This window comes from Halomonas maura, from assembly GCF_030409305.1.
GTDB classification, from domain to species: Bacteria; Pseudomonadota; Gammaproteobacteria; order Pseudomonadales; family Halomonadaceae; genus Halomonas; species Halomonas maura.
Window position 1 is genome coordinate 62,504 of record NZ_JAUFPQ010000009.1, and the last position, 19,219, is coordinate 81,722.

Annotated in this window: 13 protein-coding genes; 10 read left to right on the forward strand and 3 right to left on the reverse strand. The window is 69.9% G+C overall.

The window, feature by feature from the left end:
• Nucleotides 1-3 precede the first annotated feature (3 nt).
• A complete protein-coding gene (locus QWY76_RS02345) occupies nucleotides 4-1,968 on the reverse strand; it encodes a RecQ family ATP-dependent DNA helicase (RefSeq protein WP_290309500.1) in 1,965 nt (654 codons plus the stop codon).
• Between the two features lie 114 nt (nucleotides 1,969-2,082).
• Here QWY76_RS02345 and QWY76_RS02350 point away from each other — a divergent pair, with 114 nt between their 5' ends.
• From QWY76_RS02350 to QWY76_RS02370, 5 genes are read left to right on the forward strand one after another with little or no spacing between them, the layout of a single operon-like run.
• Complete coding sequence (locus QWY76_RS02350) at nucleotides 2,083-3,522, forward strand: hypothetical protein (RefSeq protein WP_290309501.1); 1,440 nt, start codon at nucleotides 2,083-2,085, stop codon at nucleotides 3,520-3,522.
• Nucleotides 3,519-4,337, forward strand: a complete 819-nt coding sequence (locus tag QWY76_RS02355) for a hypothetical protein (RefSeq protein WP_290309502.1) — start codon at nucleotides 3,519-3,521, stop codon at nucleotides 4,335-4,337. The genes QWY76_RS02350 and QWY76_RS02355 overlap by 4 nt, the downstream gene beginning before the upstream one ends.
• The gene (locus tag QWY76_RS02360) at nucleotides 4,334-4,525 is read left to right on the forward strand and encodes a hypothetical protein (RefSeq protein WP_290309503.1); all 192 of its coding nucleotides are present in this window, start codon (nucleotides 4,334-4,336) and stop codon (nucleotides 4,523-4,525) included. The genes QWY76_RS02355 and QWY76_RS02360 overlap by 4 nt, the downstream gene beginning before the upstream one ends.
• Nucleotides 4,522-9,411, forward strand: coding sequence for a hypothetical protein (locus tag QWY76_RS02365; RefSeq protein WP_290309504.1), 4,890 nt, complete (start codon nucleotides 4,522-4,524; stop codon nucleotides 9,409-9,411). The genes QWY76_RS02360 and QWY76_RS02365 overlap by 4 nt, the downstream gene beginning before the upstream one ends.
• A complete protein-coding gene (locus QWY76_RS02370; RefSeq protein WP_290309505.1) occupies nucleotides 9,408-10,487 on the forward strand; it encodes a Wadjet anti-phage system protein JetD domain-containing protein in 1,080 nt (359 codons plus the stop codon). The genes QWY76_RS02365 and QWY76_RS02370 overlap by 4 nt, the downstream gene beginning before the upstream one ends.
• A gap of 313 nt (nucleotides 10,488-10,800) precedes the next feature.
• Here the strand turns inward: QWY76_RS02370 and QWY76_RS02375 are convergent, their stop codons facing one another.
• Together QWY76_RS02375 and cfa are read right to left on the reverse strand one after the other, a co-directional pair.
• Entirely contained in the window at nucleotides 10,801-11,715 is a 915-nt protein-coding gene (locus tag QWY76_RS02375; protein ID WP_290309506.1) for a GGDEF domain-containing protein, read from the reverse strand.
• Between the two features lie 1,410 nt (nucleotides 11,716-13,125).
• A complete protein-coding gene (cfa, locus tag QWY76_RS02380; protein WP_290309507.1) occupies nucleotides 13,126-14,277 on the reverse strand; it encodes a cyclopropane fatty acyl phospholipid synthase in 1,152 nt (383 codons plus the stop codon).
• 130 nt (nucleotides 14,278-14,407) lie between these two features.
• On the opposite strand from cfa, the gene QWY76_RS02385 reads away from it, so the two are divergent.
• The 5 genes from QWY76_RS02385 to QWY76_RS02405 all read left to right on the forward strand — a co-directional run bounded on the left by QWY76_RS02385 (nucleotide 14,408) and on the right by QWY76_RS02405 (nucleotide 19,202).
• Complete coding sequence (locus QWY76_RS02385) at nucleotides 14,408-14,728, forward strand: MTH1187 family thiamine-binding protein (RefSeq protein WP_290309508.1); 321 nt, start codon at nucleotides 14,408-14,410, stop codon at nucleotides 14,726-14,728.
• A gap of 211 nt (nucleotides 14,729-14,939) precedes the next feature.
• Entirely contained in the window at nucleotides 14,940-16,043 is a 1,104-nt protein-coding gene (gene hppD, locus QWY76_RS02390) for a 4-hydroxyphenylpyruvate dioxygenase (RefSeq protein ID WP_290309509.1), read from the forward strand.
• Nucleotides 16,044-16,203: 160 nt separating this feature from the next.
• Entirely contained in the window at nucleotides 16,204-17,664 is a 1,461-nt protein-coding gene (locus QWY76_RS02395; RefSeq protein ID WP_290309510.1) for a sodium-dependent transporter, read from the forward strand.
• Nucleotides 17,665-17,858: 194 nt separating this feature from the next.
• Nucleotides 17,859-18,734 (forward strand): uroporphyrinogen-III C-methyltransferase, encoded by an 876-nt coding sequence (cobA, locus tag QWY76_RS02400; RefSeq protein WP_290309511.1) that lies wholly within the window; start codon nucleotides 17,859-17,861, stop codon nucleotides 18,732-18,734.
• A 48-nt stretch (nucleotides 18,735-18,782) separates the two neighbouring features.
• Nucleotides 18,783-19,202 (forward strand): septal ring lytic transglycosylase RlpA family protein, encoded by a 420-nt coding sequence (locus QWY76_RS02405; RefSeq protein ID WP_290309512.1) that lies wholly within the window; start codon nucleotides 18,783-18,785, stop codon nucleotides 19,200-19,202.
• The last annotated feature ends 17 nt before the right edge of the window (nucleotides 19,203-19,219 follow it).

Below are 19,219 nucleotides of genomic sequence, written 5' to 3' on the forward strand. Positions count from 1 at the left end.
GCGTCATCCCGCCAGGCGGCCCCCCAGCCAGTCGCGTACCTCGGCGAAGGGAAAGGCCTCCAGCGCCGCGAAGCCGTCGAGGCGCCGGGCCTTGTGGCGGGTCAGGCGCGGCGAGGTCAGCCCGCACAGGAAGCGGGCCAGCAGGGCCGGCGTGGCGGCGTCCCCCTCGCCGGCCTCGACCAGGCGATGCCGCAGCGGCGCGCACAGGCGCTGGGGGTCGAGCGCGTCGAGGGTGGCAGGCAGGGGCGGTGTCGGCAAGCGGGCGGCCTCGCCGCGACAGGCCGAGCAGTGGCCGCAGCGCTCGGGCGCGCGGGTGTCACCGAACCAGTCCGCCAGGCGCCGGGTCAGGCAGCCCTCGGTCTCGAACAGCGCGAGCATGGCGTGCAGGCGCTCGATCTCGGCGCGTTCCTTGTCGACGAAGTAGTCATGCAGGGCAGCGACGAGGGCCGCGGCATCGCCGCGCTCGACCACCTCGAAGACCTCGGTCATCTGGCGGGTCTCCAGCACCAGCCAGCCCTTGTCGACGAAGTAATCCAGGGCCGTGATCACCCGCCGCCGCGAGGTGTCCAGGCCGCGCTCGCCGCCCAGCCGCTGCAGCGCCGCGAAGTCCAGGCTGTACCAGGTCCGGGCCCGGGAGGAGGCCGCCAGGATCGTCTCCACGAAGGCGCGACGCTCGCCCTGGAAGCGACCGACCAGCGTCTCGGCGTCCTCCAGCAGCCGGAAACGGTACTCGGCGAAATAGCTGTAGCGCGGCCGGATCACCCCGCGCAGCTCGAGCTGCACCAGCAGGGTCTTGAGCGGCAGGGGGCGGATATCGCTGTCCCCGGACAGGGCGTTGAGGGTGAACTCCCAGGCCTGGCCCGCGGGCGGCAGCGTCTCGATGACCCGGGCGATGGCGCCGCGCTCCGGCGTGTCGCCGTAGGCGAAGTTCTCCAGCACGTTGAGGTGATCCCCGCCGGCCAGCATCAGGCACTCGGCGGGGGCGCCGTCGCGGCCGGCCCGGCCGATCTCCTGGCTGTAGTTCTCCACCGACTTGGGCAGGTCGTAGTGCACCACCGCACGGATGTCGGCCTTGTCGATGCCCATGCCGAAGGCGATGGTGGCGACGATGCAGGACGCCCGGCCGGCCATGAAATCGTCCTGCAGCCGGGTGCGCGTCTCGGCGTCGAGCCCGGCATGATAGGCCACCGCCGGCAGGCCGGCGGCCTGCAGGTAGGCGGCGATGCGCTCGGCGGTCTGCTGCAGGGTCACGTAGACGATGCTGGGTCGCGGTGTGGCCTGGGTGAGGCGGGGGCGCAGCCAGTCGACCAGTCGCCGGGGACGCTGGTCGGCGGGTACCGGCGCCACCTGGAGGTCCAGGTTGGGGCGATAGAAGCCGGTGGCGGTGACGTCGGAGGCCGCGATGGCGAAGCGCGCGCACATGTCGTCGATGACCCTGGGAGTGGCCGTGGCCGTCAGCAGCAGCACCTGGGGGATGCCCAGCTCGTGGCGCACCTCGGGCAGCTTGAGATAGTCCGGGCGGAAGTTGTGCCCCCACTCGGAGATGCAGTGGGCCTCGTCGACGACCATCAGCGACAGCGGTACGCGGCGGATGAAGGCCCGGAAGCGCTCGTTCTTGAGGCGCTCGACCGAGACCATCAGCACGCGGATCCGTCCCTGGGTCACCCCCTCCATCACCGCCTGGACCTCCTCCCGGCTCTGGCCGGAGGCCAGGCTGGCGGCCGGGACATGGTGGCGCTGCAGGAAGTCCAGCTGGTCCTGCATCAGCGCCAGCAGCGGCGAGATCACCAGCGTCAGGTGGGGCAGGTGCAGGGCAGGCAGCTGGTAGCACAGCGACTTGCCGGAGCCCGTGGGGAAGATCGCCGCCGCCGAGCGACCGGCCACCACGGCCTCGATCACCGGGCGCTGTCCGGGGCGGAAGTCGGGATAGCCGAAGACCCGCTCGAGGGTCTGGTCGATGGCGGTCATGCGCGCTCCTGGGCCGTCACAAGGGGGGGCCACAGGATACACCTTGGCAGGAGCGATGACCCGCACCGCCTCCCCTTGGCATAATGGGCCGTTTACGGGCCCCAAGGATGTCACATGACCGCATGGAGCAAGCTGCTCGTCGCCACCACGCGGCTGATCGACCTGCATGACAGCGCCCACGAGCCGGGTTCGCCCTTCGTGCAGGTCAGCCAGGAGAGTCGACGGGGCTGGCGTGACGGCTATTGGCTGGATCTCGGTTGCCTGCTGCTGGAACACCTGCTCGATGTCGATTTTGCCACCAACAGCGCCTTCGTTTCCCAGGCCCGCTGCCTGGCTTGGCTGAAGAGCTATTATCCCGATCTGGTACACGACGACCTGGCGTTCGTCATCAACCTGCTGGCCACGCCCAGCGAACTGCACTTTCGCCAGTCGTCCCCAACACCGGACGTGCGACAGGCCCCCCCGGCAGCCGAGCAGGCGTCGCGCGGCGCACGCAGCACCAAGCGCACGGCGTTGATCGAGAAGCAGGGCCAGACCGGCCAGGTGCGCCTGACGCCCAGCGGCCGCCAGGCCGTGACCCTGGCCGGCCAGGTCGAGGACCTGCTGTATTCCGAGTACGACGCGGCCAAGGTGCTGGCGGCGCTGGCGCGGGGCGACTTCGCGCGGATACCCGATATCACCAACCAGATCCTGCTGGCCATTCGCGCCTTGACCCAGGAACTGCGCCGGGTCCGCGAGAACCCCACCCGGGAGGGCAAGCTCTCGGCGCTGCTGGATAACGAGCGGCACTATCACAATGCCCTGTCGAGCATTCAGCAGACGCTGCTCGATGCCCGGGCACAGCTCGGCACGCCGCGGCTGATGGAACGCTTCGAGGCCTGGCGCGAGGCCCAGGCCGAGGACTGGGACCTGCGCATGCTGTCCGGCGCCATCGGTCGGGTGCTCACCGCCATCGAGAACCTGTCGCGGCGCCTCTCGGAGCTGCTCGCCGATATCGCCGAGGGGCGCGTCCAGTCGATGGGCGTGGTCGACTTTGCCGGCCTGGCCCGGGCCCTGTTGACCGCCTCGCCGCAACCGAGGCTGCAGGCGGCGCTGGTCAAGCGCATGATGCCCTTCCACCAGGCGGTGGCGGTGCCGCGCCTGGCGCCGCTGCTGCCGCTGCTCGAGACGCGCCGGGCCGAGACCAGCCATGCCGCCCTGGTGTTCGACGAGACCGACGACGCCCGCCCGCAGGACCCGCTGCTGGCGCGCTTCCTCGAGGCCCGGGGGCCAGCATTGCGGCGCCGGGTGGCGCGCGAACCGCTGTCGCTGCCCGAGGCGCTGGCCGAGGGCTGGCACCGCTTCGAGGAGGCCGATTGCCTGCCTCAGCTGCTCAACGTCTTCGTCGATACCCAGCAACTCGACGAGGCCCTGGCGGTGGGTATCGAGGCCCGGCCCTTCCGGCTGGACCTGCCCGACGGCCGATGCATCGAGGGCCACGTGACGCCCAGCCTGAGGCTCGCCACCGCGGCCGACGGGTCGCCCCTTGCCACGCAACCGGAAGCTCCGCAATGAACATGACCGAGATGGGCGAGGTGGTCGCCTACCTGCTGCGCTACCGCAGCGCCGAACGCCAGCCGGGCAGCGGCCGCAAGCGCCGTGCGGCCCGGGAAGGCCAGCTCTCCGAGCGCGATGTCTGCGCCCTGATCGACGATGCCAGCGATGCCGAGCGCGAGGCCCTGCGCGATTTCCTGGCCGGGCAGGGCCTGCGGCTGCGGGTCCTGGAGGCCGGCGACTACCCGGGCATCACCCCGGGGTCACGCTACTATGCGCTGTTGCCCGACCCCGAGCTCGAGCAGCCACCGCTCTATACCCGGGAGCCGGTGTTTGATGCCCTGCGCCTGCGACAGGAGAGCCGCGCTGAGCTGGCCCAGTGGTACCTGCAGCTGTGGCTGCTGATGCACACTCTGCTCTACACCCGCTACAACCGGGCGCTGTCCGACGTCAGCCGCTACCAGGAGGCGACCTTCTCGGCGCCCGAGCTGGTGGAGCTGATGCGCGACCAGCTCGAGGCCCTGCGCGGCCTGGGCGAGACGGTGCCGGAGGCCAACCTGTCACTGCTCGACGAGCGCGGCGAGGACATCAGCCGGCGGGTGCGGGCCTTCATCGACCTGCAGGTCCGCGCCGGCTTGCTGGAACCCCTGCGCGAGGCCGCCGAGGAGGGCGGCGAGGTCTGGCAGCAGACCCTGCTCGGCGCCCTGGAGAGCGAGCAGGTCGGCATTCACCAACTGGGGCACCTGCAGGCCCTGGCCGAGGGACGGCTCGAGGAGCCGGGCACTGCCCAGGACGAGGTCGGGTCGGAACAGGGTGCCGAGGAGGGCCAGCCATGAGCGTGATCAACCGCATCGAGGTGGCCAACCTGCTCAACAAGCATGGCGACGTGGCGTCCCCCTGGGAGGCCAGGAGGCGCCACCGGCTGCTCGACCTGCGCGGTCAGTCGAGTGCCATCAGTAGGGAGAATGGTTTCGGCCAGGACAGGACCCTGGCCGAGGCGCGTGCCGAGGAGGGCAAGCCATGAGCGTGATCAACCGCATCGAGGTGGCCAACCTGCTCAACAAGCATGGCGACGTGGCGTCCCCCTGGGAGGCCAAGATGCGCCACCTGCTGCTCGACCTGCGCGGTCAGTCGAGTGCCATCAGCATGGAGAATGGGTTCGGCAAGACCACCCTGGCCGAAGCCCTGATCGGGCTGCTGTCCCGTGACAAGACCCTGCTGACGCGAACCCGCCGCAAGTGCTCGCCGACCCAGGTGGCCGGCCAGGGACGCAGCTGGAGCCACCTGCGGGTGGAGTTTCGCTCGCGCAGCGGCCAGGGCGGCCAGGAGGACATGCTGGCGGCGGCGGGCGAGGAGGTCGCCGGCGAGACCTTCGTCTTCGGTTTCTACGGCTACAGCGACGGCAGCGGCCTGTCCTTCTATCACTACACCGGCCGGCTGGAAGACGTCCCGGTGCACCACCAGACCGCCGACGGCAAGCTGGCGCTCTACGCCAACAGCGACGTCAAGACGGCCATGGGCCGCCAGGGCGTGCGCCTCACGCTCAACCGCGAGGAGTGGCTCGAGGCGGTGGGGGGGCATGTCTCGCGCCGGGAACTGGTGCAGCTCGCCGCCTTCCAGAAGGATGGTGGCGCCGACAAGAGCCAGATCTTCAACGCCATCCGCCCGCGAGCCGGCGAGAAGGCCGACCAGGCCTTCTTCTTCGAGGTGCTGGCCCCGGAAATTCTCTCCGGCGCCACCCGCGGCGAGACCGACGAGGGTGAGGAGTTGATCGAGGAGGTCATCCTCAACTCCGGGACCAATATCACCGAGCTGCGCCACCGCCTCGAGGAGGCGGAACGCGACCAGCGGCGTACCGGGGACAAGGTGGACTGCCTCGCCGGCCTGACCGCCCGGGGCGAGGCACTGGTCGAGGCGCGTGGTCGGCTCACCGCGCTGGACCGGGGGCTGGCCGCCAGCGAGCGACTGCTCGGCGGCCAGGCGCTGAGCGGCCTGCCGGGGGTGCCGCAGCGGCCGAGTGACGGTGACGAGGCCGAGCGGCTGGCGGGGTTTGCCTGGGGCGCCGGTGACACCGGCCGCCCCCGGGTCTCGGTGTGGCTGCTGTCGCGGCTCAGCGGCCTCGGCGAGCGCCGCTTGCGCCAGCTGCTCGCCGACCAGGGGCTGAGGGTGGACAATCATCGCCGGCTGATCCATCTGCCCGAGGCGCCCTGGGTCGCCGGCCGGGACGTCGCCCATCTGGGCTTCGAGGCCGCCCGGGACTGGCTGGCGGGCAGCCTGGCCTTCGATGACGACGGCGCCCGGCATCGTGCCGTTTCGGCCCTCGAGGAGGGGGCCGAGGCCTTCGAGGCCCTGGATGGCAACCGCTTCCGGGACGAGGTGATCGCCGACCGGCACTACCTGGCCGAACTGGACCGCGACCTGGCGCGGCTCGACGACGAGGCCGAGCGGCTCGACCAGCAGCGCGAGGGGTTAGCGTCCCGCCAGCGCGAGTTCGTCGACAACCAGAGCTTCTTCACCCAGGCCCTGTCCGAGGGGCTCTTCGACGAGGCCGAGCTGGAAGCGCCCATGGCCACTGCCGAGGCCTGCCGGGCCGAGGCGGCCTCGGCCCGGCAGGCGCTGCTGGACCACACCACCCGGGTGGGCGAGCTCTCGCGGATCGCCGAGTGGCACGACGCCTTCCGCCGCGAGCACCCCGGGCTCGACCCGGAGGCGCTGCTGGAGGAGAAGCGGGAGCGCCAGGCGACCCTCGAGGCGGCGCGCCACGCCGCGACGGTCGAACGCGATAGCGCCGCCGACGCCGTCGAGACCGCGCGTGAAGCGCTTGGCCGCCTCGACGGGGAGCGTCAACGGCTCGCCGGGGAGCGTGCCCCCCTCGAGCAGGGACGGGCACCCTGGGAGGCCTTCCGTCGCGGCTGGCCCGACGAGGCGGTGTCCGGCTTCTGGGCCGGTCGCAAGGCGGCGCTGGCCGAGCTCGACGAGGCCTGTCGCGAGGCGCGGCGGCAACGCGAGGAGGCCGAGCGGCGTCGGGCGCGGCTGACGCCGCTGGCCGAGGCCGCGGGGCACTATCGCCGCCTCCACGGCGAGGACGAGCCCGTCCACCTGCGTGACCGCCTGCACGCCGAGTCGCGTACCCTCGCCGACGAGGCCCACCGGCTCGAGGCCGAGGAGGCGCGGCTGCGGGAGTTGCAGGCGGCACGCCTGGCCTTCGCCGAGCTCAGCGAGCTGGCTCCCACGGACTGGCTGCGGGACGCGCGGCGACGCTATCCGCGGCTGCTCGCCGAGGCGGAGCAGCTCGAGGTCGAGCTGGCCCGGCGCGAGGCCTACCTGGAACAGCTGAATCGCGACCCGCTGGAGCGCCGTGCCGTGGAAGCCGAGGCCCATGCCTGCCTGGACGCCGCCGGGATCGCCTGGCAACCGCTGCATGGGGTGCTCAACGATCCGGCGCACCCCGAGGAACGGCGCCGGGACTGGCTGGCCCAGGCCGCCGGCCTGCTGTTCGCACCGGTCGTCCAGGGCGCCGAGGCCGCCATTGCCGCGGCCGAGGCCCTGGTCGAGGCGGGGCTGGCGGTACCGGTAGTCGAGCGCGACCGTCTCGCCGAGTGTCTGGTGGCAGAGGCGTCGCCGCTGGGGGCGATCCAGGGGATCGAGACCCTGGCGGTGAAGGCCGCCCTGGACCCGCGCCACCTGGAGGCCCTGCGCGCGGCCACCCAGCGGCGCCTGGACGCGGATCGTCAGCGTCGTGAGGCGCTCGCGGCCGAGTGTCATCGCCTCGACCCCCACGGCGAGCGCCATGCACTGGCCCACCAGGCACTGGCGGCCGACGAGGCGGACGTCGAAACGGCGCTGCCGCGGCTGGGGGACCAGCGCGAGGCCCTCGAGGCACGTCGCCAGGCGCTGGCCCCGCGGCTGACCGAGGATGCCCTGAGCTGCATCGATGATTACCAGCGGTTTCTCCAGGAGGGTGGCCAGATCGCCCTCGAGGAAGCCGCCGAGGAGACGCTCGCCGCCGAGACGCGCCTGGCCGAGGCCGAGCCGGCCCGCGAGCGTGCCGCCCGGGAGCTCCAGGCCCACGGCGACACCTGGCTGGCCGCCGAGCGATTCGCCGATGCCGGGGGCGCACAGCGCCTGGCCGAGCTGGAGGAGCGCCTGGCCGGTCTCGATGAGCAGTGGCAGCAGGCCGAGACGCGACGGGCGGCCGCGGCCGACGCCCTGGAGGCGGCGCGTCGACGACTCGACGATCTCGAGGGCCAGTTGCAGGGCCTGTTCGCCGATGGCGAGCGGGACCGGCTCCAGGCCCTGGCGGAGTACGAGCGCCAGGAGGGGCCGGCCTTCATGGCCGGGGCCGAGGCGCGCCAGGCGACCCTCGAGGCGGCCCAGGCGCGGGCCAGCCGGCGTGCCGATTTCGACTTCGAACGAATCCGCGCCTACCTGGCGGTGCGCGATGCCAGCGGCGGCAGCCAGGCCCTGGAGCGCGATCTTGCCCACCTCAAGCGCCGACTGAAGGAGGCCCGGGAGGCGCGCAAGGCCAAGGACCGCGAACGCCGCGACGTCCAGGCGCGCCTGACCGAGCAGCAGGCCGCCCTGGGCTGGGTGGACCAGCTGGGCATCGCCTGGCTGGAGGCGGTTCGCCAGTTGCCGGAGGGCTGGGCGCGGCGGCTCGGGGACCCGCTGTCACCGAGCGAGTCCAGCTGGCCCGCGGACGCCCCGCAGGCCGAGGCGCGCGAGTCGGCGCTGGCCCGCTGGCGAGCCCTCGCCGGCGGCGCGGAGGCGATGGAGCTCGTCGATCTGGAAGGCTGCCAGCAGTCGCTGCTCGACGCCCTCGGCGAGATGAACCTCGGCGAGCGGGCGCGCGAACGCGAGCGCCAGGCCCGCCAGGTGGCCGAGGTCGAGCGGGCCCTGACCGCGGCCCTGGAGGAGAGTGCCCACAGCCGCCTGTTCAACGAGACCGAGCGGGCCCGGCTGGCGTCCCTGCAGGGGGTGACCGAGGCGGCCCTGGCCGATCTGGCCGGCCTGCATGCCCAGCTCGACGAGCAGCTGGCGGAGCATCGCGGCCGGGTCGCACGCCTGCAGGGCTCCCGCGACCAGATCGAGGGCACCCTGGTCGAGCGGCTCAGTTCGATCATCGGCGATGCCGCCGGCAACCTGGACATCCTCAAGCGCGTGGCCCGGCGTGGCAGCGAGCGTCGCGATGGCGATGCCGGCGCCTATTTCGAGGTCAGGGCCGGGCTGATCGGCGGTGAACAGCTCCGCGAGCTGATCGTCACCCTGCTGGCCGATATCGACGAGCACCAGGCGGCCCTGCGCCGGCGTGCCGAGCGCGACGGCGGCCTGGCCGAGGGCGAGGCGCTGCGGCGCGACGACGAGCTGCTGGGGCAGATTCGCCGGCGTATCTATCGCGGCCTCTTCCACGACGTGGCGATCCGCCTCAAGCACGATGCCATCCGCCCCCATGGACGACTGTTCTCGCTCAACGAGGCGATGTCGGAGGGCCAGCGCGAGGCGGTGTCGCTGATGTGGCTGGTCAAGCTCTCCGAGTTCGCCATCGAGCGCGAGCTGCGCGAGTTGCCCGGGCATCACAAGCGCCGCGCCCGGGCCAGCCGCGAGAGCGTGATCCTGCTCGATGGCCTGTTCTCCAAGCTCTCCCATCGCCGCCTGATCCAGGATTCCCTGGAGTCGCTGCGCAATACCCGCGGGCGCTTCCAGATGATCGGGCTGATCCATAATCCCAACTACGAGAACGATGCCGAGATCTTCCCGACCTATCTGGTGGGCAGCGTCATCGGTGGCGTGCAGGGGCAGGGCGGACACGTGATGGTCCGCGACGGGCGAGTGGCCGCCCCCGAGTCCCTGGGGAGAGGTGAGGGGGAGGCGAGCCTGTTCGGCATCCATGTCACGGAGGCAGCGACATGAGCACGACCGGCGAGGCGGCCCGGGCCGTCCAGGCCTGGCTGGAGGCGGACTGGTGCCGGCAGTACCGGCGCCGGGGAGCGAGACGCTGGCGTAGCGATACCCTGGTGCGTCGCCTGTGCCGGGAAGGCATCTGCGACTCGCAGCTGGCGGGGTGGCAGGCCCTGGCCGAGTTGGCCCGCTTCGGCATCCTCGATGCCCCCGAGGCCCTGCGGCACCGTGTCCCGGTTCGGCTCGGCCTGTCGGAGGGCGAGTGCCACCGGCTGCGCGAGGGGATGGTCCATCCCGATGCCTCCCTGGGGCTGACGGCCGACCAGACCCTCCCGTGGGGCCTGGCCCTGGAGCGCCGCCTCGATGACTGGTCGCTGGCGGACCAGCGCCGCCTGGCCCAGGGCCTGCGCCGCCTCGCCGCCGACCTGCCCGACGCCTATGGCCTGAGCGCCAAGGTCGCCAGTGCCCGCTACCTGCTGGGCAGCAGCAAGCTGCTCGAGGCCCTGCCGGGCGAACTGGTGCGCAGCTTCGGCATCGAGCCGCGTGACTTCCGTGCCGCGCCGGTGTGGCTGCTGGCCGCCATGCCCGAGGCGCCCGAGGGCCTGCTGCTGATCGAGAACCCGCAGAGCTATGCCCAGGCCTGCCGGGTCGGACTGGATCGCCGCCTCGCCCTGGTGTGCAGCTTCGGCTACGGTCTCTCGCTTGGCGAGTCGATGCTCGACCCGGCGGCCGTGCGCCTGGTCGGCGAGCAGGGGCTGTCCCACGCGCTGACGGCATTGCTCAGCCTGCCGTCGCCGACCTACTGGGGGGATCTCGACCCCGAGGGGCTGCGGATCTATCGGCGCCTGAAGGCGCAGCTGCCCGCCTTGCGATTGTCCGCGTTGCTCGACCCCATGGCCTCGGCGCTGGCGGGGGAGGGCGGCCATCCGCTGCATCGCCTGACCGGCAAGGAGGGGCAGCGCCCGGCCGGTGACTGGACGCGCGGAGTCGATCAGGAATGGCTGGAGGATGCGACGGTGGCCGGACTGGGCGGGCAGCCGCTGTCTTCGTCCCTCGAGACCGCCTGGATGGCGGCCCTGACGGACTAGGCCTCGTCTGAAGAGTCGACGAGCGATGGCCAGGGCTAGGCCCGCTCCCGGCGGGCCAACGCAGTTCCCACATCCATGTGGGTCACAAGGCAAACATCGGTGACAAATCGGCAAGGACAGTCGATTTGGGCAGCTCCGCTGCTCGCAGAGCGAGCGACATGGAGGTCGCGAGTCAAAAGACGGACCGGGCTCGCGTGCGAGTTTGCGCGGTGTAAATGAGTACTTTGACCGGGCTCGCGCACGAGCCGATTGTCAACGCCGGATGGGCGAGCACAGGCAGTTGTCAGACAAGGCGTAGTGGGCTGCCGGGGGCTCAGTGGCTGCTCACCACCCGGTTGCGGCCCTGGTGCTTGGCCCGGTAGAGGCTGTCGTCGGCGCGTTTCATCAGGATATCCCGGGTATCGCCGACGCGATGCTCGGCGATGCCGATGCTCACGGTGACGCGGCCGCTCCCCATGCCGTAGTCCTGCGTGGCGATGTGTTCGCGTAACCGCTCGGCCAGTCGCTCGGCGTGGCTTCGCGGGGTCAGCGGCAGCAGCAGCGCGAACTCCTCGCCGCCGAGTCGCGCCAGCAGGTCTTCCTCGCGCAGCAGCCCCTGGCAGTGACCCGCCAGCGAGGCCAGCACCTCGTCCCCCTGCAGGTGCCCCCAGGTGTCGTTGATGGCCTTGAAATGATCCAGGTCGAGCATCATCAGCGACAGCGGCGTGGCATGCCGGTTGCTCAGGGAGATCTCCTCGTCCAGGCGCTGGAGCAGCTTGCGGCGATTGGCCAGCCCGGTGAGGGCGTCGGTGTCGGATAGCGCCCGAAGGCGCTGCTCCTCGACCACCTGCTCGCTGATGTCGAGCATCATGCCGTGCCAGAGCACACCGCTCTCGATCTGCTGGGGTTGGGCGCGCACGGCGATCCAGCGACAGTGCCCGCCCGGGACGATCAGGCGGAACTTGGTGGCGATGGGGGTGCACCAGCGCACCGAGCGCTCGATGGCCGCCATCAGCCGGGGATAGTCGTCGTCGTGGACGCGCTCCAGGGCCGGACGGGCGTCACCGGCCAGCACGCCAGGGTCCAGGTCGAGGAATCGCGTGCCACTCCCCTCCAGGTAGGGGAAGTGCAGGTGCCCGTCCTCGCCGCGGTGGAGCTGGAAGATCACCCCGGGCAGCTGTTCCGCCAGTTCGAGAACCCGCTGCGGCTCCGGTCGTCCCCTACACGGCATGACATCGATCGAAGGCATGCGTAGTCCTTGTCGTTCCTGCTGCGTACAGGAAGATGCAACATTATTTCCTGCCGCTTTTCAGACAGCCGGAAGGACAATGTCATTCTTTATCAGCTTAACAAGGCCAACATGATACAGGGGGGGCAGGAGGCTGACACTAACCATCCGTTGTAGGAGATCGCCGACAATTTACCGGTATTGGCGCTCTTTACCCTCCCTTTGGTGCATTTGTTGTCGCGCTAATCAGCTCCTGGCGATGCGACCCTACGGGAACGCCGGCCCGATGCCCCGGTGGAGAGCACGATGCTGTGGGAGCGCTCGTCGGAGCGTGATGGCGTCGCCAGGCGCCCGAGGTATCTTCCCCCGCCCTGCGGAAGCGCCTGTCCCTCGCGAGGCGTCATTCAGCGCGGGGCGTCGTATCGGCCCGGGCGGCCCAGCGAGAAGACGACCTGCCAGAGTGGCAGGTTGCGGGCGCGGAAGGCGCCGGCACACACGGACAGGCCGAGCGGTGAGCCGGAACAGGCGCCGGCGCCTGGCGTGTCCCGGTCAGCGCGGGGCGTCGTATCGGCCCGGGCGGCCCAGCGAGAAGACGACCTGCCGGAGTGGCAGGTTGCGGGCGCGGAAGGCGCCGGCACACACGGACAGGCCGAGCGGTGAGCCGGAACAGGCGCCGGCGCATGGCGTGTCCCGGTCAGCGCGGGGCGTCGTAACGGCCCGGGCGGCCCAGCGAGAAGACGACCTGCCGGAGTGGCAGGTTGCGGGCGCGGAAGGCGCCGGCACACATGGACAGGCCGAGTAGTGAGCCGGAACAGGCGCCGCCGGCGCCTGGCGTGTCCCGCTCAGCGCGGGGCGTCGTAACGGCCCGGGCGGCCCAGCGAGAAGACGACCTGCCAGAGTGGCAGGTTGCGGGCGCGGAAGGCGCCGGCACACATGGACAGGCCGAGTAGTGAGCCGGAACAGGCGCCGCCGGCGCCTGGCGTGTCCCGGTCAGCGCGGGGCGTCGTAACGGCCCGGGCGGCCCAGCGAGAAGACGACCTGCCGGAGTGGCAGGTTGCGGGCGCGGAAGGCACCGGCACACATGGACAGGCCGAGTGGTGAGCCGGAACAGGCGCCGCCGGCGCCTGGCGTGTCCCGCTCAGCGCGGGGCGTCGTAACGGCCCGGGCGGCCCAGCGAGAAGACGACCTGCCAGAGTGGCAGGTTGCGGGCGCGGAAGGCACCGGCACACATGGACAGGCCGAGTGGTGAGCCGGAACAGGCGCCGCCGGCGCCTGGCGTGTCCCGGTCAGCGCGGCGCGTCGTATCGGCCCGGGCGGCCCAGCGAGAAGACGACCTGCCGGAGTGGCAGGTTGCGGGCGCGGAAGGCACCGGCACACATGGACAGGCCGAGTGGTGAGCCGGAACAGGCGCCGGCGCCTGGCGTGTCCCGGTCAGCGCGGCGCGTCGTAACGGCCCGGGCGGCCCAGCGAGAAGACGACCTGCCAGAGTTGCAGGTTGCGGGCGCGGAAGGCGCCGGCACACATGGACAGGTAGTAGCGGAACATGCGCCGGGTGCGCTCGTTGTAGCGATCGGCGATCTCGTGCCAGTGGGCATCGAAATTCGCGAGCCAGGCCATCAGGGTGCGGTCATAGTCGGCGCCGAAGTTCTGCCAGTCCTCCATCAGCAGGTGCTTTTCGCTGGCCTTGGCGATATGCATGGCCGAGGGCAGCACGCCGTTGGGGAAGATATAGCGATTGATCCAGGGGTCGGCGCTGATCTCGGAGTTGTTGGAGCCGATGGTGTGCAGCAGGAAGAGCCCCTCCGGCGGCAGCAGACGCCTGACCGTTTCGAAGTAGGTCTCGTAGTTGCGGTGGCCGACATGCTCGAACATGCCGATGGAGACGATGCGGTCGAAGCGTCCCTCCAGGTCGCGATAGTCCTCGAGCAGGATCTCCACGGGCAGGCCCTTGCAGCGCTCCCGGGCAAGCTCGGCCTGCTCCCGTGAGATGGTGATGCCGGTGACATGAACCCCGTGATGCCGTGCGGCGTGCTCGGCCAGGCTTCCCCAGCCACAGCCGATATCCAGGACATGCATGCCCGGCTCCAGGTCGAGCTTGCGACAGGCCAGCTCGAGCTTGGCCTTCTGGGCCTCGTGGAGGTTGTTCGCGTCCTTCCAGTAGCCGCAGGAATAGCACATGGTGTCATCCAGCATGCGCCGGAAGAGATCATTGCCCAGGTCATAGTGGGCCTCGCCGACGATGTAGGCCCTGGCACGGCTCTGCAGGTTGAAGAACCCGGACTGCAGCCGATACATGAGTCGCTCGGAAGGGCTCTGGGAGTGCCCGCCGAGGCCATGGCACAACATCAGGTTCGCCATCCGGTCGATGCGCTCGCAGTCCCACCAGCCATCCATGTAGGACTCGCCGAGCCCCAGGGTGCCCTGGTGGAGAATGCGCGCAAAGAAGTCGGGATGGTAGACGCGGATGTCCTGGGGGGCGTCGCCATTGAGCCTCACGCCGGAGCCATCCAGCAACTTCTCGACAACGTGACGGGCCCGGGTATCGGGCAGGGCAACAGGGCCGAGGCGTGAGTCACTGGTCATGGAGTCCTCCTGGTCCCGCAGTGGCTGGATGCCGGATACTGGCGGCGTAACCGCATTCCCCTTCATCATAGACCACTGATTCAGTTGCGCATCTTCATGCCGATGTCCGCTTCAACGAGGAGAAAACCTCATGCACGTCATCATCGATCTCTGCGTGGTCCCGCTGGGTGTGGGAGTGTCCGTCTCGTCCCATGTGGCCGCCTGTCAGCGGGTCATCGAGGCCTCCGGCCTGGAGCACCGCATGCACGCCTATGGCACCAATATCGAGGGTCCCTGGGACGAGGTGATGGCGGTGGTCAAGCGTTGCCACGAGGCGGTCCACGCGATGGGGGCGCCGCGCATCACCACCACCCTGAAGCTCGGCACGCGAATCGACCGTGAGCAGCACATGGACGACAAGGTAGCGAGTGTCGAGACCCTGTTGCGTCGACCCGGCGGCGGTGAGGTGTAAGGAATCCCTTACGCCCTGTCAGCCAGGCTTGCCGACCCGGCGAGGCCAGTCATGGGCTCGCCGGAGATGTAACGAATGCTTGACGTCGAGGTGGCCAGGGCGGCCACCCGAGGCGGGGAAGGCGTGGCCGCGGGGCGTTCCGGTGGCGGCGGGGGCGCTCTAGTCTGGGGGCATCCCAGCGACGACAACCACCCGCGACCCGGAGGTCTTCATGAACGCCCCTGCCCAGACGAGCCAGACCGTCAATACCGCCAACCCCATCGGCACCGATGGTTTCGAGTTCGTCGAGTACACCGCCCCCACCGCCGAGGGGATCGAGGCGCTGCGCCAGCTGTTTCTCCAGCTGGGCTTCACCGAGACGCGCCAGCATCGCTCCAAGGCCGTCACGCTGTTCCAGCAGGAGCATATCAACTTCGTGTTGAATGCCGAGCCGGACAGTCACGCCGCCGAGTTCGCCCGTGTCCACGGCCCCAGTGCCTGCGCCATGGCCTGGAGGGTGGCCGACGCCAGGCAGGCCTTCGAGCATGCCGTGGCCTGCGGTGCCAGGCCGGTGGAGACCCCGGTGGGTGAAGGCGAGGTGGGCATTCCCGCCGTCGAGGGGATCGGGGGCTCGCTGCTGTACTTCGTCGACCACAAGGTCGACGGCGACGGCCGGACCATCTATGACATCGACTTCGCGCCGATCCCCGGGCGCACGCCTCAGGACCACAGCGTGGGCCTCGCGGTGCTCGACCACCTGACCCACAACGTCGACCGCGGCCAGATGGATGTCTGGGCGGACTTCTACACCCGCGTGGCCAACTTCCGCGAGATCCGCTACTTCGACATCGCCGGCAAGAAGACCGGGCTGCACTCCCGGGCCATGACCGCGCCGTGCGGCAAGATGCACATCCCGATCAACGAGTCCGCCGACGACAACTCGCAGATCGCCGAGTTCCTGCGCGAGTACAACGGCGAGGGCATCCAGCACCTGGCCATGGCCACCGACGACATCTATGCCACGGTGCGGGCCCTGAAGGCCAACGGCGTGACCTTCCTGACCACCCCGGACACCTACTACGAGAGGGTCGATGCGCGGGTGCCCAACCACGAGGAGAACCTCGAGGACCTGCGCGAGCTGAACCTGCTGGTGGACGGCGGTCCCGACCAGGGGGTGCTGCTGCAGATCTTCACCGAGACGGTGATCGGGCCGATCTTCTTCGAGATCATCCAGCGCAAGGGCAACGACGGCTTCGGCGAGGGCAACTTCAAGGCCCTGTTCGAATCCATCGAGGAAGACCAGATCCGGCGCGGCGTGCTCGAGGCCGACGACTGATCCACTCGTCGCCGATCCCGGCAATTGCCGCCGGGATCGACGGGCAGGGCGATGATAGCCAGAACAAATCCCCGTCTCCCTGCCCATTCACGATAAAATCCGTCACAATGGGCAGCCTTGTGGCGGGTGACAACAACAGTTCCGTGATCCCTGGTGTGACATGACAAACGACGCTCAACCCCGTACCCAGTGGCTCGGCCGCTGGGGCTTCGTCCTGGCCGCGACCGGCTCCGCCGTCGGCCTCGGCAACATCTGGAAGTTCCCCTACATCACCGGCGAGTATGGCGGTGGCGCCTTCGTGCTGGTCTACCTGGCCTGCATCCTGGCGGTCGGCGTACCGGTGATGATGACCGAGATCGCCTTCGGACGCCGTGGCCGCGGCAGCCCCATCGATGCCATCCGCCGGGTGGCCGGCGAGGCCGGGGCCTCCCCGGTGTGGTCGCTGCTGGGCTGGATGGCCATGCTCTGCGGCTTCATGATCCTGTCCTTCTACGTGGTGGTGGCCGGCTGGTCCTTCGCCTACCTGTGGAAGATGCTCAGCGGCGGCCTGGCCGGCTCCAGCGTCGACGAGATGGCGGCGATCTTCGGCGCCAACAACGAGAGCCCACTGAACCTGGGCTTCTGGAGCACCCTGGTGACCGTCGCCACCATGGCCATCGTCGGCAAGGGCGTGCAGGCCGGCATCGAGAAGAGCGTCAGCTGGATGATGCCCGGCATGGTCGTGATGCTGGCCATCCTGATCGGCTATGGCGCCTTCTCCGGCGGCTTCGGCGAGGCGCTGCGTTTCCTGTTCACCTTCGACGCGGGCAGCCTGTCCAGCGAGGGCATGCTGGCCGCCCTGGGCCACGCCTTCTTCACCCTGTCCCTGGCTTCCGGGGCCATCCTCACCTACGGCAGCTACCTGCCGGGCCGGGCCTCCATCGCCCGCACCACCCTGAGCGTGGCCGTGGCCGATACCGTGGTGGCCCTGATGGCGGGTCTGGCGATCTTCCCGGTGATCTTCGCCAATGGCATGGAGCCGGCCAGCGGCCCGGGCCTGATCTTCATGAGCCTGCCGCTGGCCTTCCAGGCGATGCCGCTGGGCACGCTGTTCGGCATCCTGTTCTTCGTGATGCTGTCCATGGCCGCACTGACCTCGTCGATCTCCATGGTCGAGGCCACCGTGTCCTGGTTGACCGACAACAAGGGCATCTCGCGGCGCACCGCCTCCTGGGGCACCGGCATCGTGCTGTGGCTGATCAGCACCCTGGCCATGCTCTCGTTCAACCTCGGGGCCGAGTGGACCCTCGCCGGCAAGCACTTCTTCGATTGGCTGGACTACCTCACCTCGCGCTGGATGATGCCGCTCGGCGGCCTGGGCATGGTGCTGCTGGCCGGCTTCGTGCTGAAGAACCAGGCCTTCCGCGAGGAACTGGGCCTGTCGCCGGCCTGGCATGCCCTGTGGCTGTTCATGGTGCGCTACGTCAGCCCGCTGGGAATCCTGATGATCTTCGTCGACGCCCTGGGCATCGCCAAGCTGCAGTTCGGCAGCCACTGGCCCTGGTTGCTGCTGGTGCTGGGCGTGATCACGGTGGTCGGCGAACTGGCCAGTCCGCGGCTCAAGCGCGCCTTCGACGCCTGACCGACATCGCCATCGTCCCATACCATCGCCCCCGCTCCCGCGGGGGCGATGTCGTTGGTCGGGGGGAGGGTTGCGGCTGTCGCCCGGGAGCGGCTCGGTGGTTATATGCTTGCGCAGAGTCGTTAGTGGCAATCAGGCGACAAATTAATTACTTTATCGCATATTAAATCCCGTCGAACATGGATGCATGGAATATGAGTGCCGCAAGCGATTCCCGGGCGCCCGTCACCCTGCGGCTGCCAGCGGCCGTCTCCGATCTGGCGCCGGGCCGGGTCAGCCTGGTCGGGGCGGGGCCCGGGGATCCGGAACTGCTGACCGTGAAGGCCCTGCGGCGTCTCCAGGCCGCCGAGGTGATCCTCCACGACCGCCTGGTCAGCGACGAGATCCTGGCCCTGGCCAACCCCGCGGCCAGGAAGCTCTACGTGGGCAAGGCCCGCTCGGACCACAGCGTGCCCCAGGAGGGCATCAACCAGGCGCTGCTCGACTGGGCGAGCGCCGGCAAGCGGGTGGTACGCCTCAAGGGCGGCGACCCCTTCATCTTCGGGCGTGGCGGGGAAGAGCTCGAGACGCTGGTGGCCGCGGGAGTCGAGGTCGAGGTCGTCCCCGGCATCACCGCGGCCTCGGGATGTGCGGCCTATGCCGGCATTCCCCTGACCCATCGGGATCATGCCCAGTCGGTGCGTTTCATCACCGGCCATCTGCGTGATGGCGGCTGCGACCTCGACTGGGCGGCCCTGGCCAGCCCCGGGCAGACCCTGGTGTTCTACATGGGGCTCGGCAGCCTGGCGATCATCGCCGAGCAGCTCAAGGCCCATGGCCTGGCCGCCGACACCCCCCTCGCCTTGATCGAGCAGGGCACCACCGCTCGCCAGCGCGTGCATCTGGGGAGCCTGGCGAACTTGCCGCCGGCCATCGAGCAGGGTACCATTCGACCGCCGACACTCATCATCGTCGGCACAGTGGTGACGTTGCATGACGCGCTGGCCTGGTTCGACAACGATCGTGCCGGCAGCAGGGGTTGGTTGCAGGGAAAGCACCCGACGCCGTCTGACACGTCTCAAGGCGCCTGACGTCGCGGGGAGATCGACATCGGCGTACAAGTCGTTGTGAGGTGACGAATGGTGTATTCCCGCAAGGCGAGCCTGGCTCGTCCTCATGGGTGGCGTCTGCTGTGTCTCGGCCTGTTCCTGCTGCTGTTGAGCGGCTGTGCCGGGGATTCGCTGGCCCACCAGTCCCGCGACGATGTCACGATCCAGAAGGGCATCGCCTCCTTCTACAGCGACCGCTTCCAGGGCCGCCCCACGGCCAGCGGAGAGCCCTTCGACCAGCAGGCCCTCACCGCCGCCCATCGCACCCTGCCCTTCGGCACCAAGGTGCTGGTGACGCGGCGCGATACCGGCCGCCAGGTCGAGGTGGAGATCACCGACCGGGGCCCGTACATCAAGGGTCGCGTGATCGACCTCTCCAAGCGGGCCGCCCGTGCCCTCGGCATGCTCGGCCGCGGGACCGCCCCCGTCCAGCTCAGCTACGTGCGCTGATTCGCGGTCCGGCCTGG

Coding starts and splice junctions, on each gene's coding strand:
- QWY76_RS02345 (WP_290309500.1), bottom strand. CDS start 1,968: ATGACCGCCATCGACCAGACCCTCGAGCGGGTCTTCGGCTATCCCGAC.
- QWY76_RS02350 (WP_290309501.1), top strand. CDS start 2,083: ATGACCGCATGGAGCAAGCTGCTCGTCGCCACCACGCGGCTGATCGAC.
- QWY76_RS02355 (WP_290309502.1), top strand. CDS start 3,519: ATGAACATGACCGAGATGGGCGAGGTGGTCGCCTACCTGCTGCGCTAC.
- QWY76_RS02360 (WP_290309503.1), top strand. CDS start 4,334: ATGAGCGTGATCAACCGCATCGAGGTGGCCAACCTGCTCAACAAGCAT.
- QWY76_RS02365 (WP_290309504.1), top strand. CDS start 4,522: ATGAGCGTGATCAACCGCATCGAGGTGGCCAACCTGCTCAACAAGCAT.
- QWY76_RS02370 (WP_290309505.1), top strand. CDS start 9,408: ATGAGCACGACCGGCGAGGCGGCCCGGGCCGTCCAGGCCTGGCTGGAG.
- QWY76_RS02375 (WP_290309506.1), bottom strand. CDS start 11,715: ATGCCTTCGATCGATGTCATGCCGTGTAGGGGACGACCGGAGCCGCAG.
- cfa (WP_290309507.1), bottom strand. CDS start 14,277: ATGACCAGTGACTCACGCCTCGGCCCTGTTGCCCTGCCCGATACCCGG.
- QWY76_RS02385 (WP_290309508.1), top strand. CDS start 14,408: ATGCACGTCATCATCGATCTCTGCGTGGTCCCGCTGGGTGTGGGAGTG.
- hppD (WP_290309509.1), top strand. CDS start 14,940: ATGAACGCCCCTGCCCAGACGAGCCAGACCGTCAATACCGCCAACCCC.
- QWY76_RS02395 (WP_290309510.1), top strand. CDS start 16,204: ATGACAAACGACGCTCAACCCCGTACCCAGTGGCTCGGCCGCTGGGGC.
- cobA (WP_290309511.1), top strand. CDS start 17,859: ATGAGTGCCGCAAGCGATTCCCGGGCGCCCGTCACCCTGCGGCTGCCA.
- QWY76_RS02405 (WP_290309512.1), top strand. CDS start 18,783: ATGGTGTATTCCCGCAAGGCGAGCCTGGCTCGTCCTCATGGGTGGCGT.